Genomic DNA, 25782 nt, shown 5'->3' with positions numbered 1-25782 from the left:
AATTTATGGAAAATATAAATTACCTGAAGTCCACTCTTCCAAAAAAAACAGAAAGTTGGGTTTTGGATTTGAATGAAATCCTTAGTTCTGACAGTCTGCACGTTGGCACTCCTTATGAGGAGAGTGTTAGGCTGCTGCTATTTAAGATTAATCAGCGAGTAGTCAAGTCTGGCGATCTTGATAAAAAGACTATAGGGTTAGCTGAGTTGGCTGAAAGCTTGTCATTGCTTGTCGGTGAGGAGAAGGTTAGAGTTTACCCAATGAAAAGCGATGTGTTTTCTGGGGATTGCATTGTTGTCAATGATGAAATGATTGGTTGTGCTTTTATCGAATTAGGTTGTTCTTTATCCAGAAGAGGGCTGTGGATTGGCGGAAACAAAATCGATTAGGCTCTTTCCCAGAATACTCATTCAGCGTTCCGGCAGAAAAGCTCTCGAAGGTCACCAACCCCAGCGTGCCGACGCGGGTGCTGCTCAACGACTACCGATATGACCCGTGGGCCAACCTGATCGAGAAGCGTAGTGGGCAGCGGCAGGTGCAGTATTTCAAGTACAACCACAAGAACCGCTTAGTGTGGTCACAGACCATCGTCGGGGCGCAAGTTCATAGCGAGGGACGCTACCAATACGACAGCCTGGACGGCGCATGGGCAAAAGTGCTGAGCGGTACGGGCAAACGCAAGGGAAGCCGTTCCTATGCAGGGGCTGCGGATGCTGCAGGAACTGGCGCCGGAGTTCGATAGCCTGTAAGCGTATTTCACAGAACGTAAAGAATAATGAAAGCCAACCCATCGCCCTTGTCCCTCCCCCACCCGATGGCGCATTGTGAGCGCACCAACCACCGCAACGGTCCCGGGGGGCTCACACATGAAGAAACGCGTTGCATTGGTACTGGGCTCCGGCGGCGCCCGGGGGTATGCGCACATTGGCGTCATCGAGGAAATCGAACGTCGGGGTTATGACATCGCTTGCGTGGCGGGCTGTTCCATGGGCGCGGTGGTCGGCGGCATCTATGCTGCCGGCAAGCTGGACGAATACCGCCGCTGGATCGAAAGCCTGGACTACCTGGATGTACTGCGCCTGGTGGACGTGAGCTTCCGCCTGGGGGCCATTCGCGGGGAAAAGGTGTTCGGGCAGATCCGCAAGATCGTCGGCGAGCTGAACATCGAAGACCTGCGCATTCCCTACACGGCGGTCGCCACCGACCTGACCAACCAGCAGGAAATCTGGTTCCAGGAAGGCTGCCTGCACCAGGCCATGCGCGCCTCGGCAGCCATTCCCAGCCTGTTCACCCCGGTGGTGCAAGGCAACCGCACGCTGGTGGATGGCGGGTTGTTGAACCCCTTGCCCATCGTGCCGGTGGTGTCCAGCCATTGCGACCTGATCATTGCGGTGAACCTCAACTCCACCAACCAGAAACAGTACCAGTTGCCGGTGATCGAACGGCCGGCAGCGTTCAAGATGCGTTTTGACGCGTTGCTCAACTCCCTGGGGTCGCACTTGCCGTTTCGGCGCAAGCAGGCCGAGGTTTTGCTGCAACTGGAGCAGCGAGCGCTCAAACCTGCGGCGGCAGAGTTGCCCAACCCCTGGTTGGCGGACGCGACCGTGCCCAGCGCCCGGCAGCCGGCGGCGCCGGAGGAAGATGGCGCGCCCAGTTCGGCGACCGGCTCGGTGATCGTCGAGAACATCGGGCCAGCGTCGTTGCTGGACCTGATCAACCAGAGTTTCGAGGTGATGCAGACCTCCTTGGCGCAGTACAAGATCGCCGGCTACCCACCGGACATACTCATCAATGTGCCCAAGCGGGTGTGCCGGTTTTTCGAGTTCTACAAGGCGCCGGAGCTGATTGCCCTGGGACGCGAGATCGCTCGGGATACGCTGGACAGCTATGAGCGGGAGAAGCGCTGATCGAGCGCCGCGGGGGGCGGCGCTCGATCTGCAGGCCACCCTACCTGCCATCTTGAAATACGGGAGCACCCGAAAACCGTCTCACCTCGCAAATCCAACATTTCCCACCTGCCAACCTCCCCCCGCCCCCCCTGGATAGATTAAAGTAGTGCCCCCGGCCCGGCCGTTACCTCGACGCCCGCCCCGGCCACCCTCTCCAGGAACCTTCATCGATGGAACATCGTGAAGCGCTCATCGCGCTGCGAACCTTTCTCTCTACCCAGATCCTCGGCCAGGAAAAGCTCATCGACCGCTTGCTGATCGTGCTGCTCGCCGACGGCCACATGCTGGTCGAGGGGGCGCCGGGGCTGGCCAAGACCAAGGCCATCAAGGAGCTGGCAGAGGGCATCGAGGCGCAGTTCCATCGCATTCAGTTCACCCCCGACCTGCTGCCCGCCGACATCACCGGCACCGAGATCTACCGCCCGGAAACCGGCAGTTTCGTGTTCCAGCAGGGCCCGATCTTTCACAACCTGGTGCTGGCCGACGAAATCAACCGGGCCCCGGCCAAGGTGCAGTCCGCCCTGCTGGAAGCCATGGCCGAGCGCCAGGTCAGCGTGGGGCGCAGCACCTACGAGCTATCCCCGTTGTTCCTGGTGATGGCCACCCAGAACCCCATCGAGCAGGAAGGCACCTACCCCTTGCCCGAGGCCCAGCTCGACCGCTTCCTGATGCACGTGAAAATCGGCTTCCCCGATGCCGCCGTGGAGCGTCGCATTCTCCAGCAGGCCCGCGGCGAAGCGCTCAACGGTGAAACCAAGCCGGAACGGCGGGTCAGCCAGCAGGCGATTTTCGCCGCGCGCAAGGAAATCCTCGGGCTGTACATGGCCGACGCCGTGGAGGAATACCTGGTGCAACTGGTCATGGCGACCCGCACCCCCAGCAAGTTCGACCCCGAGATGGCCGAGTGGATCGCCTACGGCGCCAGCCCACGCGGTTCCATCGCCCTGGACCGCTGCGCGCGCGCCCATGCATGGCTGGCCGGGCGCGACTTCGTCAGCCCCGAGGACATCCAGGCCGTGCTCTTCGACGTACTGCGCCACCGCATCATCCTGTCCTTCGAGGCGGAAGCCGCCGGTATCGACCAGGACCGGGTGGTGCAACGCATTCTTGACGTCGTCGCCGTCGCTTGACCACCATGTCGACCCCACTGCAGGCCGAGCCCGGCATTTGCGTCAGCCTCGCCGAGCTGATCGAGATGCGCCACCGCGTGCGCGAAGTACAGCTGTTCTCCACCCCCGGCCAGCGCAGCCCGCTGATCGGCCTGCACCACTCCAAGCTGCGCGGGCGCGGCGTGGACTTCGACCAGGTGCGCGTCTACCAGGCCGGCGACGACGTGCGCAGCATAGATTGGCGGGTGACCGCCCGTACCCAGGAACCGCACACCAAGCTCTTTCATGAGGAGCGTGAACGGCCCATCTACATCCTGGTGGAGCAAAGCCAGCGGCTATTCTTTGGCTCGGGGCTGATGTTCAAGTCGGTGCTGGCCGCCCAGGCCGCCGCGCTGATCGGCTGGGCCGCACTGGGGCACAATGACCGCATCGGCGGCCTGGTGTACGGCGACGGCGAGTTCTACGAGGTGAAGCCGCGGCGCAGCAAGCAAAGTCTGTTGCAACTGCTCAACCGCCTGGTGCGCGTAAACCAGTCGTTGCACGCCGACCGTCGCCACGACGACGAAGCCCTGAGCATGGCCCTGCGCCGCGCCCGGGAAGTGCTTCGCCCGGGCAGCCTGGCGTTCATCATCTGTGACGAACGGGCGCTGAGCAGCGCCGCCGAGCAACAACTGAGCCTGTTGTCGCGCCACTGCGACCTGCTGTTGCTGCCTTTGTCCGACCCTCTGGACCACGCCCTGCCCGCTGCCGGCCTGCTGCGCTTCGCCCAGAACGACGCGCAGTTGGAAATCGACACCCTCAACCCGGAACTGCGCAAGGCCTACCGTGCCCAGAGCGAGGCGCGTATCGCCCGCTGGGAGCGCCTGGCGCAGAAGCTGCGGGTGCTGATGATTTCCCTGAGCACCCAGAGCGAAATGATCGAACAACTGCGCGCCTACCTGAACCCACACAAACCGGGCAAAAGCCAATGAGCAGCCTGGCCGAGCTGCAACCGCTGATCCCGCCACCGGCCATCAGCCTGTGGCCACCGGCGCCGGGCTGGTGGGTGCTGCTGGCCCTGCTACCTGCATTGGCCTGGGGCCTGTGGCGGCTGCGCCACTTGCTGCCCAAGCGCGCCGCCGAGCAAACCCCGGAGCAGCCGCTGGACCCGGTTCGCCAGGAAGCCCTGGCGGAACTGGCGCGCCTGCCCAAACCCTACGACGGCGCGCCGGCCGGTGCCTGGCTGCAGCAGATCAACGCCCTGCTCAAGCGCCTGTGCCGCAACCATTACCCCAACGCCCACAGCCACACACTCAACGGCCGCCAGTGGCTGGCGTTCCTGGACAACCGCTGCCCGGCCGCCGGCCTGACCCGCTGGATGGTACTGGTAGAGGGCGCCTACAAGCCCGAATGCAAACTCGACGACAAGGCCATCGCCGGCCTGAACCACTCGGTCGAGACCTGGATCCGCAAACATGTTTGAGTTCGCCTGGCCGTGGATTTTTCTGCTGGCACCTCTGCCCTGGGTGATGCGTGCCGTGCTGCCGGTGGCCGACAGCGGTGAGCCGGCACTGAAGGTCACCTTTCTCGATGAACTGGAGGGCCTGGCCCGGCGCCGCGCGCGCATCAGCCTGCCGAGCTGGCGCCAGCAGGCGCCGTTCATCCTGCTGTGGCTGTTGCTGCTGGCCGCCGCGGCGCGCCCGCAATGGCTCGGCCAACCGCTGCCGATCGCCGCCAGTGGCCGCGACCTGCTGGTGGCGGTGGACGTGTCGGGTTCCATGGACTACCCCGACATGCACTGGGACGACGAAGACGTCAGCCGCCTGACCGCGGTGAAACGCCTGCTGGGCGACTTCCTGGAGAACCGCAAGGGCGACCGGGTGGGGTTGATCCTGTTCGGCAGCCAGGCCTACCTGCAGGCTCCGCTGACCTTCGACCGCCACACCGTGCGCATCTGGCTGGACGAAGCGCGCATCGGCATCGCTGGCAAGAACACCGCCATCGGCGATGCCATCGGCCTGGGCCTCAAGCGCCTGCGCCTGCGCCCGGCCCAGAGCCGGGTGCTGATCCTGGTCACCGACGGTGCCAACAACGGTGGCGAAATCCACCCGCTCACCGCAGCCAAGCTGGCGGCCGAGGAACATGTGAAGGTGTACACCATCGGCATCGGCGCCGACCCATCCGAAGACGGCGCGGTGGGCATGCTGGGCATCAACGCCACCATGGACCTGGACGAAGCCAGCCTGACCGAAATCGCGCGCATGACCGGCGGCCAGTATTTCCGCGCCCGCGACGGCAACGAACTCAAGGCCATCGGCGCGGCCCTGGACCGCCTGGAACCGGTGACCCAGCAGCCGACCCAGGCACGCCCTGTCCAGGCCCTGTATAGCTGGCCCCTGGCCGGCGCCCTGCTGATCAGCCTGCTGTGGGTGGTGCGCGAGCAATGGTCTGGCGCCCCCTGGCAGCGCCTGCTGCAACGCCGCACTTACCTGCCACCCACCAGCGACTGGCGCGAACGGCTCAAGCGCCTGCGCCTGCGGAGGCGTCGATGATCGCCCTGTGGCCCCACTGGTTCCGGCCCGCCTGGCTGTTGCTGCTGCCCGTGCTCGGTTGGCTGCTGTGGAAGCTGTGGCACCGTGAAAAGCGTACGGGCCGCTGGCAACTGCTGCTGCCCCAGGCCTTCCACACCACACTGCTGCGCGGTGGTAGCGGCCGTGGCAGCAAGACGCCTTGGGTCGCCCTGGGGCTAGCCTGGCTGCTGGCCTGGCTGGCGCTGTTGGGCCCCAGCTGGCAGCGTGTCGAGCAAACCAGCCAGAAGCCTGCCGACCCGCTGGTGGTGATGCTGGAGCTGACCCCCGACATGCTCGCCACCGACGTGGCCCCCAACCGCCTGGAGCAGGCCAAGCGCAAACTGCTGGACCTGCTGCAGGCGCGCCGCGACTCGCAGACGGCGATCATCGTCTATGCCGGTTCCGCCCATGTGCTGGTGCCACTGTCCGATGACCTGGCCACCAGCCGCAACCTGCTGGACGCGGTCAAGCCATCGATCATGCCGCAAAGCGGCCATCGGGCCGACCTCGCCGTGGAGAAGGCCCTGACCCTGCTGCACCAGGCCGGCCTGGGCCAGGGCCGCTTGCTGCTGATCGGCTCGTCACTCAGCGACGCCGAGCGCGACGGCCTGATTCAGCGCCTTGACCGCCAGGCCCCGCCCCTGCTGATGCTGGGCATGGGTACCCGCGACGGGGCGCCGGTGCGCGACGAGCACGGTGACTACCTCAAGGACGCCCTGGGCGGCATCCTCATGCCGCGCCTGGACAGCATCGGCCTCAAGACCTTCCTCGGCGAAATGCATGGGGCCTACCGCCAGGCCCACCTGGAAGACGACGACCTGGGCGAACTGGGCCTGCTCGACGGCCCCCTGAGCCTGCGCAGCAACGGCCAGACCGTACAGCTCGACAGCTGGGCCGACCAGGGCTACTGGCTGCTGTTGCCGCTGTTGCTGTTGGCCGCCTGTGCCGGCCGCCGTGGCTGGCTGTTCTGCCTGCCCTTGCTCTTGTGCCTGCCCCAGCACAGCTTCGCCGCCAGTTGGCAGGACCTGTGGCTGCGCCCCGACCAGCAGGGCCAGCGCCTGCTGCAACAGCAGCACCCGGCTGAAGCCGCCCAGCGCTTTCAAGACCCGCAATGGCAGGGGCTTGCCCTGTACCGCGCCGGCGACTACGCCGGCGCCGCCCAGCGGTTCGCGGAAGGCAACGAAGCCCGCGACCATTACAATCGGGGCAACGCCCTGGCCATGAGCGGCGAGCTGGAAGCAGCGCTGGATGCCTACGACCAGGCCCTGGAACGCCAGGCTGACCTGGGCCCGGCCCTGCGCAACAAAGCCTTGGTGGAGCAATTGCTCAACCAGCAGCGACGCCAGGCCCAGGCCGCTGCCGACGCCGCTGCCGAGGCCGCGCGCGCTGCCGCCAGTGCCGCCACGGCCCCCGCGCAGACCGGCCAGCCGGATCCTGCCGCCCAGCAACAGGCGCAACCCAGCGACAGCGCCCCCCAGGACAAACCGCCCCAGGCGCAGAGCACCACCAGCACCACCGCGGCCTCCCGCGACAATGACAATGCCGATACCAGCAACCAGCCCCCGGAGGCCCAGGCGCCGGTGTTTGCGCCACAGCCACCGGCCGACGGTGACCTCACCGACGAGCAGCGCCAGGCGCTGGAACAATGGCTGCGGCAGATACCCGACAACCCATCGGAACTGCTGCGGCGCAAATTCTGGTACGAACAGCAACAGCATCAGGAAAAGACCCGATGAGTCGCGCAAGCGTCCTGCCCCTCACCCTGCTGATGGCCACCCTGGCCAGCCAGGCCCACGCCGCCGTGCTGACCGCCAGCGTCGACCGCGCCCGCCTGGACGTCGGCGAAACCCTGGTGTTGACCCTGGAAACCACGGATGTGACCCAGTTCGGCAAGCCCGACCTTTCCGCACTGGACGGTGCTTTCGAAGTCCGTGACACGCGCCAGGTCAACCAACTGCGTACCTTGGGCGCCGACAGCCAGGCCACCACCCGCTGGCTGATCACCTTGCTGCCGCGCCAGACCGGCACCATGGTGATCCCGGCCCTGCAGATCGGCGACTTGCGCAGCGAGCCCATCACCGTGCAGGTGCAGGCCGGCCAGGCGCCCGACGCCAATACCGAGGCGCCGGTGTCCATCGAGGCCAGCCTGGACAGCGACAGTGTCTACGTGCAGGCCCAGGCAGTGTTGACCGTGCGGGTGTATCACTCGGTATCGCTGTACGACGACAGCAGCCTGACGCCGCTGCAACTTACCGACGCGCGCATCGAGCCGGTGGGCGAGCCCCGCACCTATGAAAAGCTCATCAACGGCGTGCGCCATGGTGTGATCGAAACCCGCTACGCCATCTACCCCCAGCACAGCGGCAGCCTGCAGGTACCGGCCTTGACCTTCAGCGCTACCGAGGTCGCCCCGGCGCCCCAAGGGCAGGACGCTGCGGCCAGCGCGCCCCACCCCGGGCAACTGGTGCATGTCAGCACTGCCCCGCTGGCCCTGAGCGTCAAACCCAAACCTCCCAGCTACCCGGCCGATGCGCCATGGCTGCCGGCCCGCAGCCTGACGCTGACGGAAGCCTGGAGCCCCGAGCCCGACCACCTGCAGGTCGGCGACTCGGTGACCCGCACCGTCAGCGTCAAGGCCGAGGGCCTGACGGCAGCGCAGGTGCCGCCGCTGTCGGGCACCGACAACCCGGCGCTGCGTCGCTACCCTGACCAGGCCCAACTGAGCAACAGCACCAATGAACGGGGGCTGATCGGCAGCCGCGACGAACGCGAGGCCCTGGTCCCCGCCCGGGACGGCGCCATCGAGGTACCCAGCGTCGATGTGGTGTGGTGGAACACCCTGGAAGACCACCTGGACCACACCAGCCTGCCAGCGCGCACCCTGCAAGTGGCGCCAAACCCGGCGATGACGGTGGACACGCCTGCCACGGGCACCGGCGAGCCGGCCTTGTTGTGGCCCTGGCAACTGAGCACCCTGGTGCTGGCGCTGACCACCCTGGCAGGCTTCGTGCTGTGGTGGCGCGCCCGCTCGCAACCGGCCGTGGCGCGCGCCGCCCAGACCGGCCCCAGCCCGCGCACCCTGCTTGACGACCTCAAGCGTGCCTGCCTGGCCAACGACCCCCAGGCCACCCGCCAGGCCCTGGATGCCTGGGCGCGTCAGCAGCCGGAAACCCTGGCCGACATGGCCGCGCGTTTCGTGCCGCTCTCCGACGCCCTGGACGGCCTCAATGGCGCGCTCTACAGCGAGACCGGGCAACAATGGCAAGGCCAGGAACTGTGGCGCGCCATCGGCACAATTCCGGCGTGCGAAGCCGTGCAGCCCGCCAGCCCGGACAACGGCACCTTGCCGCCCCTGTACCCCAAATGAAGCCGCCGCCGGCCCGATGATTGAACCCTGTGGGACCGGGCAACGCGTTACCCTCTGTTCCACGACGAGTTAACCAAGGATTTACCCGATGCGTCTGTTCCACACCTCCGACTGGCACCTGGGCCAAAGCCTCCACGGCCAGGAGCGCGACTTCGAACATGCCGCCTTTCTGGCGTGGCTGCTGGCCCGCCTGGGCGAGCGCCAGCCCGATGTGCTGCTGATCGCCGGGGACATCTTCGACACCGTCAACCCGCCGGTCAAAGCCCAGGAACGCCTGTACGACTTCATCGTCCACGCCCACGAACAGCAACCCGCGCTGACCATCGTGATGATCGCCGGCAACCACGACTCCGGCTCGCGCATCGAGCTGCCCGCGCCCTTGATGCGCCGCCTGCGCACTCACGCACTGGGCCGCGTGGTATGGCTGGATGACGGCCAGCTGGACAGCGAACGCCTGCTCATTCCCCTGCCCGACGCCAGCGGCGCGGTGAAGGCCTGGTGCCTGGCCCTGCCGTTCCTGCGCCCGGCCGAAGTCACCGGCGCCACCCTGGGCGACGACTACATCAAAGGCATCGCCCATGTGCATGAACGCCTGATCGCCGCGGCCGAAGCCAAGCGCCAGCCCGGCCAGGCCCTGATCGCGATCAGCCACGCGCACATGGCCGGCGGCTCGGTGTCGGTGGACTCCGAACGCAGCCTGGTCATTGGCAGCGCCGAAGCCCTGCCCGCCAGCCTGTTCGGCGACAGCATCAGCTACGTGGCCCTGGGGCACCTGCACAAGCCCCAGCAGGTCAATGGCGAGTCGCGCATTCGCTACAGCGGCTCGCCGATCCCGCTGTCGTTCTCGGAAGTGGACTACCCACACCAGGTCCTCGAAATCCACTGCGACGGCGAGCAACTGCTCAGCGTCGAACCACACCTGATCCCCCGCGCCGTGGACCTGATTCGCCTGGGCCCGGCGCGGCTGAGCGACGTCGTCGAACAACTGGGACGATTGCCGCAAGTCGACTTGCTCGCCGACCTGACGCATCAGCCCTGGCTGGAAGTACGGGTGATCCTCGACGAGCCGCAACCGGACCTGCGCCAGCAGATCGAAACCGCGCTGCAGAACAGGGCCGTGCGCCTGGTGCGCATCGGTGCCGAATACGCCGGCAGCCGCAGCAGCGATGACGGCGACACCCCGCTGATCGAACTGGACCAGCTCAGCCCCCAGGAACTGTTCAGCCGCGCCTGGCTGGACAGCTATGGCAGCGACGTGGACACCGCCACCCTGGATGACTTCGCCCTGCTGTTGCAGGAAGTGCAACTGCAAGGAGAGCAGCCATGAAGATCCTCGCCATTCGCCTGAAGAACCTGGCCTCCCTGGCCGGGCCCGTGGAGCTGGACTTCACCGCCGAACCCCTGGCCAGTGCCGGCCTGTTCGCCATCACTGGCCCCACGGGCGCCGGCAAAAGCACGTTGCTCGATGCCTTGTGCCTGGCGTTGTTCGGCGCCGTTCCGCGCCTGAGCAAGACCGGGCGTGACGGCAAGGTGCCGGACGTGGACAGCGAATTGAGCACCGGCGACCCGCGCACCCTGCTGCGTCGTGGCACCGGGGCAGGCTTTGCCGAGGTCGATTTCGTCGGTATCGACGGGCGCCGCTACCGCGCGCGCTGGGAAGCCAACCGCGCCCGCGACAAGGCTGGCGCCAAGTTGCAGCACAGCCGCCAGAGCCTGCGTGACCTGGATAACGACCAACTGCTCACCAGCCAGAAAAGCGAATACAAGGGCCTGCTGGAAACCTGCCTGGGCTTGAACTTCGAGCAGTTCACCCGTGCCGTGCTGCTGGCCCAGAGCGAATTCAGTGCCTTCCTCAAGGCCGACGACAACGAGCGCAGTGAGCTGCTGGAAAAACTTACCGACACGGCGCTGTACACCCGCCTGGGCAAACGTGCCTTCGAGAAGAGCCGTGACGCCCGCGATGCCCACAAGCAACTGCAGGACCAGATCGGCAACACCGCCCCCTTGGCTGCCGACGAACGCCAGGCCCTGGACCAGCAGTACAGCGAAGCCCTCGTCCAGTTGCGCACCGAACAGGCGCGCCTCAAGCAGCTCGAACAACAGCGCCAGTGGCACCAGGAAAACCAACGCCTGCAAGGCGACCAGCAGGCCGCCGCCGAGCAATTGCAGCAGGCCGAGGCGCGCGCGGAGCAATTGGGCGGGCAACGCGATACCCTGGTGCGCCTTGACACCCTGGCGCCCCAGCGCCACCTGTTCAGTCGCCAGGCCGAGCTGAACGATGAGCTGCAACCGCTGGCGGCACATATCCACGACCAACAGCAGACCCGCGACCACCTGCATCAACGCCAGGCGCAGCTGCAACAAATCCGCGAACAAGCACACAACGCCCTGGCCACCGCCCTCGATGCGCACGCCAAGGCCGCGCCGGCCCTGCGCCAGGCCTTCGACGAACAAAGCCACCTGGCCCGCCTGGATGAACAGGCGGCACCGTTGCAGGCGGCCCTGGCCACTACCGAGCAGGCCCGCGACCAAGGCCGCGCGGTCATAGAGCAGCTGGAGCAACGCCAGCAGGCCAGCACCCTGCGCCTGAACGCCATCACCGAACAGCTGCAGGCCAGCCAGGCCATGGGGCCACTGGCCGACGCCTGGGGCGTGTGGCGCCCGCGCCTGCAACAGGCGATCACCCTCAGCGCCCGCCTGCTCAAGGGCCGCCAGGAGTTACCGGTCCTCGAACATCGTGCCGCCGCCAACAGCCAGCAATTGGCCGAGCAGCAACAGAGCCTGAACACCCTGTACCAACAGGCCGGGTGTGCCCCTCATGAGCTGGCGGAACGCCTGGGCACCCTGACCCGCCAGGTCCAGGAAAGCCGCGAGCACCTGCGCAGCATCGAGGAATTGCAACGGCACTGGCAGCGCCACCAGGAGCTGCTGGCTCAGCAGCAGAGCCTGGCCGAACAGCAACGCAGCGCTACCGAGCAACGCGAACTGCGCACCCGCGAGGGCCTGCAGCTGAAGGGCGAACACGAAGTCGCCGTGCAGCAACTGGACATCACCGTCGCCCTGCTCAACCGCCAGCGCCTGGCCCGCAGCGCCAGCGTCGAAGAACTGCGCGGCCAGTTGCAGCCCGACCAGCCCTGCCCGGTGTGCGGCAGCGCCGAACACCCTTGGCACCAGCCCGAAGCCTTGTTGCAGGCTCTGGCCGGCCACGACGACAGCGAAGAGCGCAGCGCCCGCCAAGGGGTGGAAAAGCTTGCCGCACGCCTGGCCGAATTGCGGGTGGAAGTGGCTGCCCTGCGCGATCAGCAACAGCAGTACAAACAACAGGATGAACAGCTTCAAGGCCAACTGCAGGCCGTCGAGCCCCAACTGCACGGCCACCCGCTGTTCGCCGCCGAACACGACGCGCCGTGGCTGAAACAGCAGCAACAGGTGGTGGCCGAGCGCATCCAGACGTTGGAACAGCAACAAGGCGCGCTGCTGACCCTGCAACAACAGGCCGGCCACCTGCAACAACAGCTGCAACAAACCCAGCAGGCCACCCAGGAAGCCGGCCGCTTGCTGGCCGAACAGCGCCAACACCTGCACAGCGACCAGCAACGGTTGGATGAGGAACTGCTGGCGTTTGCCGACGTGCTGACGGCGGCCGAGCGCGACGGGCTGTTGGCCAGCCCCGCCGCCACCTTCATGGCGCTCGACAACGGCGTCAGCCAACGCTTGCAGCAACGCGAACAGTACCGTGAAGAGCAGCAGGAACATGACGAACGTCGCCAGCGCCTGGAACACGAACGCCTGCTGCAACAGGGTCGCGAGCAACAGGCCCAGGCCAAGGCCGATGAACGGGCCCAGTGTCAGCAGCAGCGCCAGGCCATCAGCGAACGCCTGAGCGCCCTGCTCGGCGAGCATCCCAACGCGGCCGCCTGGCAAAGCGCCCTTGAGCGCGCCGTCAACCAGGCGCGTGCGGGCGAAACCGACGCCGCTGGCCAACAGCAGGCTGCCGAGACCCAAGCGGTGCAACTGGCCAGTGAACTCAAGGCCGAGCAGCAGCGCCAACACCAATTGAGCGAAGCCCTGGCCACGCTGGACGCCAGCCTCGCCGCCTGGCGCCAGCAGCACCCGCAGCTCGACGACGCCGGGCTGACGGCCCTGCTGGCCATCGACGAACAACAGGTCGCGCAACTGCGCCAGCAATTGAACGACGCCGACAAGGCCGTGGAACAGGCCCGCGTCCTGGTCCAGGAACGCGAACAGCGCTTCCAGGCCCACCAGGCCCACGCCAACGGCGCCGTCGCGCTTTCGGAACTGGAAGCCAGCCTGCTGCACGCGCAACAGCAATGCAGCGCCTGCGAGGAAACCTGCGCCGAACTGCGCGCCGGCCAAGTCGAAGACCAGCGCCGCCTGGCCGCCCACGCCCAGTTGCAGGTGCAGATCGACCAGGCCTACGCCGAGTACCAGCGCTGGGCCCGCCTGGCCGCCCTGATCGGCTCGGCCGAAGGGGAGAAGTTCCGCAAGCTTGCCCAGGCCTACAACCTCGACCTGCTGGTGCACCATGCCAACGCGCAGCTGCGCCAACTGGTGCGCCGCTATCGCCTGAAACGGGGTGGCAGCATGCTGGGCCTGCTGGTGCTGGACACGGAAATGGGCGACGAGCTGCGCTCGGTGCATTCCTTGTCCGGCGGTGAAACCTTCCTGGTCTCCCTGGCGCTGGCCCTGGGGCTGGCCTCCATGGCGTCGAGCAGCCTGCGTATCGAATCGCTGTTCATCGATGAAGGCTTCGGCAGCCTCGACCCCGAATCCCTGCAACTGGCCATGGACGCCCTCGACGGCCTGCAGGCCCAGGGCCGCAAGGTGGCGGTGATCTCCCACGTGCAAGAAATGCATGAACGCATCCCGGTGCAGATCCAGGTCAAGCGCCAGGGCAACGGTTTGAGCCATGTGGAGGTGGTGGGGTGATTCTGTATTCATTCCGCCGCTGCCCCTACGCCATGCGTGCGCGCATGGCGCTGCGCTACAGCGGCGCGGCCGTGGAGATTCGCGAAGTGAGCCTCAAGGCCAAGCCTGCCGACATGCTCGCCGCATCGCCCAAGGGCACCGTGCCGGTGCTGCTGCTGGATGACGGCCGCGTCATCGACGAGAGCCTGGACATCATGCGCTGGGCGTTGGCGCGCCATGACCCCGACGGCTGGCTGCAAGCCGACGCCGAGGCGATGGCAACGTTGCTGGCCGACAACGATGGCCGCTTCAAGCAGGCGCTGAACCGCTACAAATACGCCGAACGCCACCCGGAACACCCCATGACCCATTACCGGGACCAGGGCTGTGAGTTTCTGCAGGTGCTGGAAGGCCGCCTTGAACGCGGCCCCTGGCTCTGCGGCGATCGCATGAGCCTGGCCGACGTCGCCCTCGCCCCCTTCGTTCGCCAGTTTCGCGGCGTAGACCTGGCGTGGTTCGCCCAGGCCCCCTACCCGCGAGTGCGCGAGTGGATCGAGGCCTTCATCGAATCATCGCTGTTCACCGCCATCATGGCTCGTTGAACGGCCTGGAGCAGCGAATCCGCGCGCGCCATACGGTATGCCCGGCACCACGCGGCGCCCGGGACGCGGCCAGGTCCGCTGCTACCCCACGACCAGCTGGGTGGCCAGTGTGGCGGCAAGCATCACGGCCACGTACAGGCCGATGGCGAGGTAGGCACCCTGGCGGGCGGAAGACAGCAGGGCACTGGCCATGATGAAGGCTCCGTGGCAACGAATTCAGGCGGACAGCATCGGGTATCGCGGGGTCGAAAACCAGTGACAAAGATCAATGGCAGTCATCGACTTTTTTGATTGTAGCCCAGGGCCAGGCGACTGCTGGGCTTGCTCAACGCGGATCAGTGTTGAACCTTGTGGTCCAGCGCTGCGTAGAAGTTGGCGCTTTTCTGCAGGTACTGCTGGGTGTAGCTGCTGACCGCGGCCTTGCGTTCCTGAATCTGCGCACTGGCGTGGGCAGGCAGGGCCACGGTGGCGGAAACGGCGGAGGCGGCGATCACGGAGAAGAGGTTGAAGTTCATGGCGGTAGTCCTCGAGGTCGGTGGTTTGGCTGGGGCCGGTGAGGCCATGGGTCAAACTTACGCCCGGGGTACGGCGGGGTGAAATTCATTGGGGTGGTAGCGGATATCACTGGGATTGATATGTTCCCGGATACCAGGCACAAGAAAACCCCTACGACACTAGGTGCCTAGGAAGCTGAGTGATGCACAAGATGAGATGAATGGCAGGGGCGGCTGGATTCGAACCAACGCATGGCAGGATCAAAACCTGCTGCCTTACCGCTTGGCGACGCCCCTGTATCTGTTGCTGCGAGTGGCTGGCACTCGTTTTTGACTGTCACTGGTGTGTCTCGGTGACAGGTGCGCAAATTTACCAGCTTGTTTTGCACTTGGGAAGCCCAAATGCAAAAAAATGTTTTGAAAACAGGTGCTTCCACGATTTTCCCTTCAGCCGCGGCTTCACGGCGACTGCTACCGGGCTCGTCAGGCCAGGTACTGGCGGTAGAAATCCAGCACCGCCAGGTTCTTGTCCTTGGCTTCGAACATGATGTCGAAGCGCTCGCTGAACTGCAGCGCGTAGGCGTTGGTCCAGCGGTTCCACATGCGCTCGCTGTGGGCGTACAGGTCGCGCTTGGGCAGTACGGCAAGCAAGTCGGCCATTTCGAGCTTCTGGTCGGCGCTGAAACCCAGTTGTTGCAAACGCTCCTGGGGCTGCGAGTAATGCATCACGGGCCGCACCCCGCGCCAACTGTCGATGATGCGCGCCACCCGCGGGTCATCCACAGCGATGTAGTCGTTCTCGTTGATCCAGCAATGGTGGATATCCAGCACCACCGGCGCCAGGTCGGCCAATTGCAGGCAGTCATCGACGCCGTAGGTTTTTTCTTCGTTCTCGAAGGTGATGCAACGGCGCGCTACTTCTGAAAGCCGTGGCCAGACTGCACGCACACCCTCCCCGCCCAGGCGGCCGGCAATGTGCACATTGCATTTGAAGTCCTGGAACTGAACGCCGTAACCCATCATGCGGATCATGTCGGCGTGGTACTCAAATTCCGCCAGGCTGTTTTCCACCACGCCCGGCTTGTCGGAGCCCAGTACGCAGAATTGCCCGGGGTGAAACGACAGCCGTATGTCCGCCGTCCGCGCCAGCTCGCCAATGGCGGCGAAGCGCTCGCCCAGCCATTGCCGCATGGCCGGGTCCTGGTAGAAGGCGCGCACATCGGCGTGGCTGTAGAACGGCAGCAAGTCGCTGCTCAGGCGCAGCATGCGCAGGGTCTGCGGCAGGTCGGCAACGTACCCCAGCAGGCGCAATTGCGCGTCGAGGTTATGGGTCACCACCTCCATCAATTTGGCCTGGGCGACCTTCGGCGCCACCCCGGACATCCAGCGCAAGGTGGTGGTACGTGGGTTGAAGGCAGTCTCGATAGCCTTCAAGTCGGCCAGCGACAGGCTGCGGATGGAGTGCCGATACTGGCAGGCGAAGCCGATGCGAGGGTGGGACATGGAACCTGGGCCTTGAGATGAGGGTCGTCTGGCTATGGACAACGGCGCGAGCAGGTTTTCCCCGCGCGAGTGACATTCGGTGACGCATGACAGGAGAAGCACATGAACACCCCCTTCAAGGCAGGCGATGCCGTGCGCTGGAACTCAGAGGCCGGAGAGATTCACGGCAAGGTCGTCAAGGTGCATACCCATGACGTGGAGTTTCTCGGCAAGACGCGTCGCGCGTCCCGGGAGGAGCCGCAATACGAGGTCAAGAGTGACAAGACCGGGCACCTGGCGATGCATCATGGTGATGCACTGAAATCGACTTGAATCCTGCGGCGGCGGCTTCCCGCGCTTCGTCCGGTGCAGCAGGGTTTACGCATACCCCTGCAGGACCGGGCGAAGCTTGGGAACGAGACGCCGCGAACGTCCTTGCTTAGCGCAGGAACTTCACATCCGACGGCGCATCGATGTCGAACTTCTGCACCGTCTCACCCAGCTTGCCGCTGGCCGGGTCACGCTTGACCACGACGATCTGGTTGCTCTTCTGGTTGGCGATCAGCACGAACTTGCCGCTGGGGTCGACGGTGAATTCGCGCGGTTCGACGCCTTCCACGGAACGACGCTGCACTTCCTTCAGCTCGCCTGTGGCCTTGTCGACGGTGAACGCCAGCAGCTCGCTCGCTTCGCCACGGTTGGTGACGTAGAAGAACTTGCCGTCGGCCGAAAAATGCAACGCGGCAGCGGCCTTGTGCTTGGCGTCGCCGCCAGCGGCCAGTTCCACCACTTGTTTTTGCACCAGGTTGCCAGCCTTGACGTCGAACACGAACACCTGGGCGCTCATTTCGGTGGTCAGGTAGGCGTGCTTGCCGTCGGCGCTGAACAGCAGGTGGCGCGGGCCGCTGCCTGGCGGCAGGTCAATGGAGGCGGGCGATGCAGCGGTCAGCGGCTTGGCTGTGTTGGCCGCGTCGTAGTGGTAGACGAACACCTTGTCGGCGCCCAGGTCCTGGACGTAGACGAAACGGCCATCAGGGCTGGAAACCACCGAGTGAACGTGGTCGCTGGCCTGGCGATCGGCAACCACCTTGGAGGCCGCGTCGTGGCTTTCCTGTTGAACCAGCTCGCTCAGCGTGCCGTCGGCGCCCACGCCGAATACCGACAGGCTGCCGTTGGGGTTCGGGTGGACTTCGTAGTTAGCCACGAACAGGTGTTTTTCACCCTTGGCCAGGCTCGAGAACGTCGGGTCCTCACCCTTGGCCTCGACCTGGTTGATCAGGGTCAGGTCGTGGCTTTTGGGGTCGATCTTGAAGGCGCTGACCTTGCCCACTTTGTCATGGGTGGAGTCAGGGCCGTTTTCGTTGACCGCGAACAGGTGTTTCTGGTCCTTGCTGATGGTCAGCCAGGATGGGTTTTCCACCTTGGTCACTTGCAGCGGCTTGGCACCGATCTGGCCGGTGGCGCTGTCGAAGTGGTAGCGGTAGATGCCTTCACTGGTGTTGTTGGTGTAGGTGCCCACCAGCAGGTCATAGCCGCTGGCGGCCATGGCGTGGGACGAGAGCACGGTGATTCCGCTGGCCAGCAGCAGGGGCAGGAGATGGCGTTTCATTGTAGTTATATCCTCGACGGGTCCTGGTCAAACAGACCCCGGTCAATGTCAGAAGTTAGGCGGGCAGGCGGTTTATTCCTGCTCGTCATCCTCGTCGCTTGGGGAGAAAGCACTCAGGCAGACTAGACGATGGCTGCCGGTGTCGTTGCTGATTTGCCAGGCCTGCAGCGCGTCATCGAAGTGTGCCGCCGCCAGTTGCGCGTCGGTAAACCGCCAGCGCTTGAGCTCGCGGCCATCCATGCATTCGATACGCAGTTCGCCCGCGTCCAGGACAAAATCAAAGGCATGCAGATCATCGATCAACAACATGCCGCTTGTTTCTAGTTGTTCGGTAAGGCCGGTCATGACCATCTTTCGTAAAAGGGGTGGAGAGGCGCCCATGATATGCCAAATCGGCCAATTTGAAACCGGTTTCTGCTTCAATTTGTCGCACCCTCCCGTGCGTAATAACGTCGCGGCACCCCCCACAGGATCAACGCCACCGCCAACAGGCTGATGATGCTCAGCACGTACAGGGCCGGGGTGGCCGCACCGGTGAGGTCCTTGATACGGCCGATCAGGTAGGGCGCGATCACCCCGCCCAACTGGCCGAGGGAGTTGATCAGGGCAATGCCGGCGGCCGCGGCCACGCCACTGAGAAAACGCGGCGGGATGGTCCAGAAGATCGGCATCCAAGCGATCAGCCCGGCCATGATCAGGCTCAGGCCCAGCATCAGCGGCAGCAGTTGGCCGGCGAAGGCCGCGCACACCAGGTAGCCCACCGCGCAGAGCATGGCGCAGCTCGCCATGTGCCAGCGCCGCTCGCCATGGCGGTCGGAGCTGATGCCCATCAGCACGTTGAACGCCGCGGCGCCGATATAGGGCAGCGTGGTCAGCAGGCCGATGTGCAGGCTGTCGGCCACCCCCGCGCTGCGGATCAATTGCGGCATCCAGAACAACAGCCCGGTCAAGGCCATGACCAGGCACAGGTAAATCGCTGACATCACGTAGGTAGTCGGATGTTTCCACAACCCGCTCAGGGAGTGGGACGCCGGGGTCGATGGCTGCTGGGACAGGCGTTCAAGCATCAACGCCTTCTGCGCGGGGCTGAGCCACGTAGCCTGTTCGATACGATCACTGACGAACCACAGCACCACGAAACCAAGGATGATCGACGGGATGGCTTCGAGCAGGAACAGCCACTTCCACCCCGCCAGGCCATAGGCGCCATCGAGGCTGCCCAGGATCAAACCCGCCAGCGGGCCACCCACCACGCCGCACAGGCAGATGGAACTCTTGAAGTAGCTGTTGACCCGGGCGCGTCGCGTGGCCGGGTACCACTGGGTGAAGAAATACAGCACGCCCGGCACGAACCCCGCCTCCATCACCCCGATCAGAAACCGCAGGGTGTAGAACCAGAACTCGCTCTGCACCAGCATCATGCACGCCGAGGTGATGCCCCAGGTGATCATGATGCGCGCTATCCACAACCGCGCCCCCACGCGGTGCAGCAACAGGTTGCTGGGCACCTCGAAGAGAAAATAGCCGACGAAGAACAGGCTGGCGCCCAGGCCGTAGACGGTATCGCTGAAGCCCAGGTCGCTCTGCATTTCCAGCTTGGCGAAACTGATGTTGACCCGGTCCAGGTAGGCGAACAGAAAACAGAGGATGAACAGCGGCACGATCCGCCAGTTCACCTTGCGGTACAGCGCGTCCTCGGACAGCTCGCCGGTGGCGGCGCCCAGTGCAGCGGTTTGCGTGGCCATGTCACACCTCTGTTGTTGTTATAGGGGTTGTGCCGGTCCTGCGGGCGCAGCCGACGCTCAGAGCGCGGCGCGGCTCGGGGCGCCGTCCACCAGTCGGGTCAAGCCCAGGGGGTTGGCATTGCGCAAGGGCTCGGGCAGCAGTTCGTCGGGGTAGTTCTGGAAGCACACCGGCCGCAGGAAACGGTCGATGGCCAGGGTGCCCACCGACGTGCCATGGGCATCGGAAGTGGCCGGGTACGGGCCGCCATGCACCATGGCTTCGCACACTTCAACCCCTGTGGGGTAACCATTGAGCAGGATGCGCCCGACCTTCTGTTCCAGCAGCGCGGTGAGCTCACCAAACTGACGCAGGTCACTGGGCTCACCGATGATGGTCGCCGTCAGTTGGCCGTGCAGGGCGTGCAACGCCGCCTGCAATTGGTACGTATCGGCCACCTCGACGAGAACAGTGGCAGGGCCGAAGACCTCTTCCTGCAGCACTTCATCGCCCTCGAGCAACAGGCTGACATCCGCCTGGAACAACTGTGGCTGCGCCTGGTTGCCCTGTTGCGCCTCACCGGCCAGGTGGCGGATGCCTTCATGGGCGTGCAGCGCCGTCAGCCCTTTACCGTAACTGCGCAAGGTACCGGCGTTGAGCATGGTGTGCGCCGGCTGCGCGCCCATGGCTGCGGCCAGTTGCTGAGCGAACACACTGAAACCTGGCGACTTCAGGCCGATCACCAGGCCAGGGTTGGTGCAGAATTGCCCGCCCCCTTGCACCACCGAGGCGGTCAGTTCCCGGACCACGGTTTCGCCGCGCACTTCCAGCGCCTGGGGCAGCAGAATCACCGGGTTGATGCTGGACATCTCGGCGAACACCGGAATGGGCTGGGGCCGCGCAGCCGCCATGTCGCACAGGGCGCGCCCGCCTTTGAGCGAGCCGGTGAACCCCACCGCCTGGATGGCCGGGTGCTTGACCAGCGCCTCCCCTACCCCGGCGCCGTAGATCATGTTGAACACGCCAGCAGGCATGCCGGTGCTGACGGCGGCCCGCAGGATCGCATCGGCGACGCGCTCGGCGGTGGCCATGTGGCCGCTGTGCGCCTTGAACACCACCGGGCAGCCAGCAGCCAGGGCTGCGGCGGTGTCGCCCCCTGCGGTGGAAAATGCCAGCGGGAAGTTGCTGGCGCCGAACACGGCCACCGGGCCTACGCCGATGCGGTACTGGCGCAGGTCCGGGCGCGGCAGCGGGGCGCGCTCGGGCAAGGCACGGTCGATGCGCGCCCCATAGAAATCCCCTCGGCGCAGCACCTTGGCGAACAAGCGCATCTGCCCGCTGGTGCGGCTGCGCTCGCCCTGGATACGCGCGGCAGGCAGCGCGGTTTCCTGGGTCACCAGGGCGACGAAATCATCCCCCAGGTGATCGAGTTCGTCGGCGATGGCTTCCAGAAACTGCGCCCGCCGTTCGCTGCTCAGGCTGCGGTAAATGGGGTATGCCGCCTGGGCGGCCCGGGCAGCGGCGTCCACTTCAGCCGGGGTGGCCTGGTGGAAATCGAACGGCAGCTCGGCGCCGGTGCTGGCGTCCACGCTTTTGACCACCACGCTGCCCTGGGCACTGCGGCCGCCGCCAATGTAGTTATGACCACGAATCATGGAACCTCCTCACAGAATGCCGACAGTGCTTGGGGTGAACACCGCTTCGCCCCGGCCGACGCGGTTGCTCAGTGGCGCGCCGAACTCATCCAGGCTGATCTCGAACCGGTCGCCCACTTGCGTACTGATGCCGTCGGCGAACGACAGCGTGGCGGTGCCGAAGAAATGGATGTGCACATCGCCCGGGCGCAGGAACTGCGCATATTTGAAGTGGTGATATTCAAGGTTGTCGAAGCTGTGGCACATGTTCGCCGCGCCGCTGAGGAATTCCCTCTCCCACAGCAGTTTGCCGTCGCGCCAGATACGGCTGGTGCCTGCCAGGTGCTGGGGCAATTCACCCACGCGCAGCTCCGGCCCGTAAGAACAATGGCGCAATTTGGAATGGGCCAGGTACAGGTAGTTCTTGCGCTCCATCACATGGTCGGAGAACTCGTTGCCCAAGGCGAAACCCAGCCGGTAGGGCTTGCCGTCGTGACCGATGACATACAGCCCACCAAGCTCGGGTTCCTCGCCCGCATCCTCGGCAAACGGCGGTACGGGAAATTCGCCACCAGGCGGCACCACGATACTGCCATCACCTTTGTAGAACCATTCCGGCTGCACGCCGGCCTGCCCCACCGCCGGCTTGCCTCCCTCCAGACCCCATTTGAAGATTTTCATACTGTCGGTGATAGCGCTTTCGTCGCCCACCTGCTGGTGCATCTTGTCCCGGGTGGCCGCGCTGCCGAGATGGGTAAGGCCAGTGCCGGTGACCAGCATGTGCGCCGGGTCCGGGTGGTCCAGGGGCGGCAGGATGCGGCCTTCGTCCAGCAATTGCAGGTAGTCGTGATGCTGGCCCAGCCCCAGGTCATCGACCTGGCGCGCCAGCCCGGTGCCGGCCTCGATGGCCGCCAGGGCCAGCTCGCGCACACTGTCGGCACCGCGCACTTCATGAACGCGGTCGCCATCGACCAGGCCGACGCGGCGCTGGCCATCCATCAATTGGAATTGCACTAGACGCATGGTGAAAACTCCCTTGTTTGATCAGGTACGCGCGCTGGGTTGCGCGCTGCGGGCACTGGCAGCGAACTGCTCGGCCGGCAGCGCATGGCGGCGCTCCAGCAAGCGGTAGACGACGCCGGTCAGCAGCAGGCCGAAGAGCATCACGCCAGTGAGGAAATACAGGCCGCTGGCCAGGTTGCCGGTGTACTCCTTGAGCGCACCGATGACGAACGGGCCGATGTAGCCGCCCAGGTTGCCCACCGAGTTGATCAGGGCAATCCCGGCAGCAGCACTGGCACCGGCGAAGAAACGGCCCGGCAGGGTCCAGAACACCGCCGTGCAGGAAAACAGCGAGAAGGCCACCAGCGACAGCGCCGCCAGTTGCAGCACCGGCACGCTCAGCCAGGCACTGAAGAACAGCCCTGCCGCGCCCAGCACATACAGCACGGCCAGGTGGCCATAGCGGTCATTGAGGCGGTCGGAGCTGCGCGGCACGATCAGCAGGCCGACGATGCCGAAGATGTACGGCACCGCCGAGACGAAACCGGTCACCAGGTCACTGCCGCCGAACTGTTTGATCAGGGTCGGCAACCACAGGCCCAGGCCATAGATGCTGAGGGTCACGGGCAAGTAGAACAGCGCCAGCAGCAGCACCCGGTAGTCCTTGAGCGCGTGCAACGGGTTGCCGTGGCGGGTCTGGCCGTATACCTCCAGGTCCTTTTTCAGCTCACCGGCCAACCAGCCTTTTTCCACGTCGGTCATCCACGCCACGTGCGCAGGGCCATCCGGCAGCCAGCGCAGCACCGGCCAGGTCAGCAGGATGGCCGGGGTGCCGATGGCGATGAACAGCCACTGCCAGCCGTGGAGCCCGAGGACGCCGTCCATGCCCAACAGGCCACCGGACACGGGGCCTGTGATCATCATGGCGATGGGCTGGGAGAGGATGAACAGGCCGAGGATCTTGCCCCGGTGGCGCACCGGGAACCACTGGGTGATGTAGTACAACACGCCAGGGAAGAAGCCCGCCTCAGCGGCCCCCAGCAGAAAGCGCATCACGTAGAAGCTGTTGGGCCCCTGCACGAATGCCATGCCGATGGTGATGGCACCCCAGGTAATCATGATGCGCGCGAACCAGCGTCGCGCGCCAAAGCGCGACAGCAGCAGGTTGCTGGGAATTTCCAAGAGGAAGTAGCCGATGAAGAACAGCCCCGCGCCCATGCCGTAGGCCGCATCACCGATGCCCACGTCACTGCCCATGTGCAGCTTGGCGAAGCCCACGGCAGAGCGGTCCACGTAGGCCACCAGGTACAGCAGGATCAGGAAGGGGATCAGCTTGAGGGTGATACGCCTGACCAGGCGAAGTTCTTCGCTCATGGCAACGGTCTCCAATTGTTCTTGTTATGGAAATGGGGATCGTCAGGCGCGCGGGGCGGCTGTTCGTCCTCCGTTGCGACCGACTATATAGTATTACTATTTAACCGACAACGGCTTCACAAGCCGAGCGTTTAGGCCTATTTTACCTATCAGCGCCGCCATTAAGTCTTACAATAAGAGAACTCCCATGTCTGATAAGAAACCTACCCTGCGCTCGGCCCAGTGGTTCGGCACTGCCGACAAGAACGGCTTCATGTACCGCAGCTGGATGAAGAACCAGGGCATCGCCGACCATCAATTTCATGGCAAGCCGATCATCGGTATCTGTAACACCTGGTCGGAGCTGACCCCCTGCAACGCCCACTTCCGCACCATCGCCGAACACGTCAAGCGTGGCGTGCTGGAGGCCGGCGGCTTTCCGGTGGAGTTCCCGGTGTTCTCCAATGGCGAGTCGAACCTGCGCCCCACTGCCATGCTCACCCGCAACCTGGCAAGCATGGACGTGGAGGAAGCCATCCGCGGCAACCCCATCGACGGCGTGGTGTTGCTCACTGGCTGTGACAAGACCACCCCGGCCCTGCTGATGGGCGCTGCCAGTTGCGATGTGCCGGCCATCGTCGTCACGGGTGGGCCGATGCTCAACGGCAAGCACAAGGGCCGCGACATCGGCGCCGGCACCATCGTCTGGCAAATGCATGAATCGCTGAAAGCCGGGCAGATCAGCCTGGATGAATTCCTCTCGGCCGAAGCCGGCATGTCGCGCTCGGCCGGTACCTGCAACACCATGGGCACCGCCTCGACCATGGCCTGCATGGCCGAAGCCCTGGGCACCTCCCTGCCCCACAACGCCGCCATTCCCGCCGTGGACTCGCGCCGCTACGTGCTGGCGCACATGTCCGGCATGCGCGCGGTGGAGATGGTCAAGGAAGACCTGCGCCTGTCGAAGATCCTCACCCGCCAGGCCTTCGAAAACGCCATCCGCGTCAACGCGGCCATCGGGGGCTCGACCAATGCCGTCATCCACTTGAAAGCCATCGCCGGGCGCATTGGCGTGGACCTGGAACTGGACGACTGGACCCGCATCGGCCGCGGCACCCCCACCCTGGTGGACTTGCAACCGTCCGGGCGCTTCCTGATGGAGGAGTTCTACTATGCCGGCGGCCTGCCCGCTGTACTGCGCCGGCTGGGCGAGAACAACCTGATCCCCCACCCCGAAGCCCTCACCGTCAACGGCAAGAGCCTGTGGGACAACGTGCGCAACTCGCCCATCTACGGAGACGACGAAGTCATCCGCGCCATCGACAACCCCTTGGTGGCCGACGGCGGCATCTGTGTGCTGCGCGGCAACCTCGCGCCCCTGGGCGCGGTGCTCAAGCCTTCCGCGGCCACCCCGGCCCTGATGAAACACCGCGGCCGTGCCGTGGTGTTCGAGAACTTCGACCAGTACAAGGCGCGCATCAACGACCCGGAATTGGACGTGGACGCCGACTCCATCCTGGTGATGAAAAACTGCGGCCCCAAGGGTTACCCGGGCATGGCTGAAGTCGGCAACATGGGCCTGCCGGCCAAGCTGCTGGCCCAGGGCGTGACCGACATGGTGCGTATCTCCGACGCCCGCATGAGCGGCACCGCCTACGGCACCGTGGTGCTGCACGTCGCCCCCGAAGCGGCGGCCGGCGGCCCGTTGGCGGCGGTGAAGGAAGGTGACTACATCGAACTGGACTGCAGCACCGGGCGCCTGCACCTGGACATCAGCGAGGCGGAGCTGGCGGCGCGGCTGGCGGACTGGCAGGCGCCGGTGAACAACCTGCTGGCCGGGGGCTACCGGCAACTGTATGTGGACCATGTGATGCAGGCCGACCAGGGCTGTGACTTTGACTTCCTGGTAGGCTGCCGAGGGGCGGAGGTGCCACGGCATTCGCACTAGCGCGCCTGGGGAGGCGGCGCCGCCAGGCGCCGC

At 65.2% G+C, this 25782-nt stretch carries 22 protein-coding genes and 1 tRNA gene; 14 read left to right on the top strand and 9 right to left on the bottom strand.

Annotation, left to right across the window (positions count from 1 at the left end):
• Window positions 1-5: 5 nt before the first annotated feature.
• The 12 genes from HWQ56_RS08300 (at window position 6) to HWQ56_RS08245 (ending at window position 14505) form a co-directional block, all read left to right on the top strand.
• A complete protein-coding gene (locus HWQ56_RS08300; protein ID WP_176570185.1) occupies window positions 6-389 on the top strand; it encodes a hypothetical protein in 384 nt (127 codons plus the stop codon).
• The gene (locus HWQ56_RS08295) at window positions 362-742 is read left to right on the top strand and encodes a hypothetical protein (RefSeq protein WP_176570184.1); all 381 of its coding nucleotides are present in this window, start codon (window positions 362-364) and stop codon (window positions 740-742) included. The genes HWQ56_RS08300 and HWQ56_RS08295 overlap by 28 nt, the downstream gene beginning before the upstream one ends.
• A gap of 124 nt (window positions 743-866) precedes the next feature.
• Window positions 867-1907, top strand: coding sequence for a patatin-like phospholipase family protein (locus tag HWQ56_RS08290; protein ID WP_158153700.1), 1041 nt, complete (start codon window positions 867-869; stop codon window positions 1905-1907).
• A 212-nt stretch (window positions 1908-2119) separates the two neighbouring features.
• Window positions 2120-3079 (top strand): AAA family ATPase, encoded by a 960-nt coding sequence (locus HWQ56_RS08285; protein ID WP_158157649.1) that lies wholly within the window; start codon window positions 2120-2122, stop codon window positions 3077-3079.
• Window positions 3080-3084: 5 nt separating this feature from the next.
• Window positions 3085-4029, top strand: a complete 945-nt coding sequence (locus HWQ56_RS08280; RefSeq protein WP_158157650.1) for a DUF58 domain-containing protein — start codon at window positions 3085-3087, stop codon at window positions 4027-4029.
• Entirely contained in the window at window positions 4026-4520 is a 495-nt protein-coding gene (locus tag HWQ56_RS08275; RefSeq protein WP_158157651.1) for a DUF4381 domain-containing protein, read from the top strand. The genes HWQ56_RS08280 and HWQ56_RS08275 overlap by 4 nt, the downstream gene beginning before the upstream one ends.
• On the top strand, window positions 4513-5589 hold the full coding sequence (locus tag HWQ56_RS08270) for a vWA domain-containing protein (protein WP_176570183.1): 1077 nt from the start codon (window positions 4513-4515) through the stop codon (window positions 5587-5589). Before HWQ56_RS08275 ends, HWQ56_RS08270 begins: the two co-directional genes overlap by 8 nt.
• Window positions 5586-7343, top strand: a complete 1758-nt coding sequence (locus tag HWQ56_RS08265; protein WP_176570182.1) for a vWA domain-containing protein — start codon at window positions 5586-5588, stop codon at window positions 7341-7343. Before HWQ56_RS08270 ends, HWQ56_RS08265 begins: the two co-directional genes overlap by 4 nt.
• The gene (locus HWQ56_RS08260) at window positions 7340-8974 is read left to right on the top strand and encodes a protein BatD (RefSeq protein WP_176570181.1); all 1635 of its coding nucleotides are present in this window, start codon (window positions 7340-7342) and stop codon (window positions 8972-8974) included. Before HWQ56_RS08265 ends, HWQ56_RS08260 begins: the two co-directional genes overlap by 4 nt.
• An 88-nt stretch (window positions 8975-9062) precedes the next feature.
• Window positions 9063-10301: an exonuclease SbcCD subunit D gene (locus HWQ56_RS08255; RefSeq protein ID WP_176570180.1), complete on the top strand. Its 1239-nt coding sequence runs from the start codon at window positions 9063-9065 to the stop codon at window positions 10299-10301.
• A complete protein-coding gene (locus tag HWQ56_RS08250) occupies window positions 10298-13924 on the top strand; it encodes an AAA family ATPase (protein ID WP_176570179.1) in 3627 nt (1208 codons plus the stop codon). Before HWQ56_RS08255 ends, HWQ56_RS08250 begins: the two co-directional genes overlap by 4 nt.
• Window positions 13925-13956: 32 nt before the next feature.
• Window positions 13957-14505, top strand: coding sequence for a glutathione S-transferase (locus tag HWQ56_RS08245; RefSeq protein WP_245217870.1), 549 nt, complete (start codon window positions 13957-13959; stop codon window positions 14503-14505).
• 335 nt (window positions 14506-14840) lie between these two features.
• Here HWQ56_RS08245 and HWQ56_RS08240 read toward each other — a convergent pair whose 3' ends face one another.
• The 3 genes from HWQ56_RS08240 to uvsE all read right to left on the bottom strand — a co-directional run bounded on the left by HWQ56_RS08240 (window position 14841) and on the right by uvsE (window position 16502).
• On the bottom strand, window positions 14841-15020 hold the full coding sequence (locus HWQ56_RS08240; RefSeq protein ID WP_158157658.1) for a hypothetical protein: 180 nt from the start codon (window positions 15018-15020) through the stop codon (window positions 14841-14843).
• Between the two features lie 201 nt (window positions 15021-15221).
• Window positions 15222-15296, bottom strand: a tRNA-Gln gene (locus HWQ56_RS08235).
• Between the two features lie 186 nt (window positions 15297-15482).
• A complete protein-coding gene (gene uvsE, locus HWQ56_RS08230; protein WP_176570177.1) occupies window positions 15483-16502 on the bottom strand; it encodes a UV DNA damage repair endonuclease UvsE in 1020 nt (339 codons plus the stop codon).
• 102 nt (window positions 16503-16604) lie between these two features.
• Between uvsE and HWQ56_RS08225 the strand changes: the two genes are divergently transcribed.
• Window positions 16605-16814 (top strand): hypervirulence associated TUDOR domain-containing protein, encoded by a 210-nt coding sequence (locus tag HWQ56_RS08225; protein ID WP_158157988.1) that lies wholly within the window; start codon window positions 16605-16607, stop codon window positions 16812-16814.
• Between the two features lie 106 nt (window positions 16815-16920).
• Here the strand turns inward: HWQ56_RS08225 and HWQ56_RS08220 are convergent, their stop codons facing one another.
• The 6 genes from HWQ56_RS08220 to HWQ56_RS08195 form a co-directional block, all read right to left on the bottom strand.
• Window positions 16921-18090, bottom strand: coding sequence for a lactonase family protein (locus tag HWQ56_RS08220; protein ID WP_176570176.1), 1170 nt, complete (start codon window positions 18088-18090; stop codon window positions 16921-16923).
• A 72-nt stretch (window positions 18091-18162) separates the two neighbouring features.
• Window positions 18163-18435, bottom strand: coding sequence for a DUF5629 family protein (locus HWQ56_RS08215; protein WP_176570175.1), 273 nt, complete (start codon window positions 18433-18435; stop codon window positions 18163-18165).
• 74 nt (window positions 18436-18509) lie between these two features.
• A complete protein-coding gene (locus tag HWQ56_RS08210; protein ID WP_176570174.1) occupies window positions 18510-19835 on the bottom strand; it encodes an MFS transporter in 1326 nt (441 codons plus the stop codon).
• 57 nt (window positions 19836-19892) lie between these two features.
• Entirely contained in the window at window positions 19893-21467 is a 1575-nt protein-coding gene (locus tag HWQ56_RS08205) for an aldehyde dehydrogenase (NADP(+)) (protein ID WP_176570173.1), read from the bottom strand.
• A 9-nt stretch (window positions 21468-21476) separates the two neighbouring features.
• A complete protein-coding gene (araD1, locus tag HWQ56_RS08200) occupies window positions 21477-22469 on the bottom strand; it encodes an AraD1 family protein (RefSeq protein WP_158157993.1) in 993 nt (330 codons plus the stop codon).
• Between the two features lie 21 nt (window positions 22470-22490).
• Window positions 22491-23822: an MFS transporter gene (locus tag HWQ56_RS08195; RefSeq protein ID WP_176570172.1), complete on the bottom strand. Its 1332-nt coding sequence runs from the start codon at window positions 23820-23822 to the stop codon at window positions 22491-22493.
• Window positions 23823-24009: 187 nt separating this feature from the next.
• On the opposite strand from HWQ56_RS08195, the gene HWQ56_RS08190 reads away from it, so the two are divergent.
• Window positions 24010-25749: an IlvD/Edd family dehydratase gene (locus HWQ56_RS08190; protein ID WP_158157995.1), complete on the top strand. Its 1740-nt coding sequence runs from the start codon at window positions 24010-24012 to the stop codon at window positions 25747-25749.
• The last annotated feature ends 33 nt before the right edge of the window (window positions 25750-25782 follow it).

Origin of the sequence: Pseudomonas eucalypticola (genome assembly GCF_013374995.1) — a bacterium.
Classification (GTDB): domain Bacteria; phylum Pseudomonadota; class Gammaproteobacteria; order Pseudomonadales; family Pseudomonadaceae; genus Aquipseudomonas; species Aquipseudomonas eucalypticola.
The sequence above is the reverse complement of the archived record's forward strand: the minus strand, read 5'-3'. Positions and strand labels throughout refer to the sequence as shown.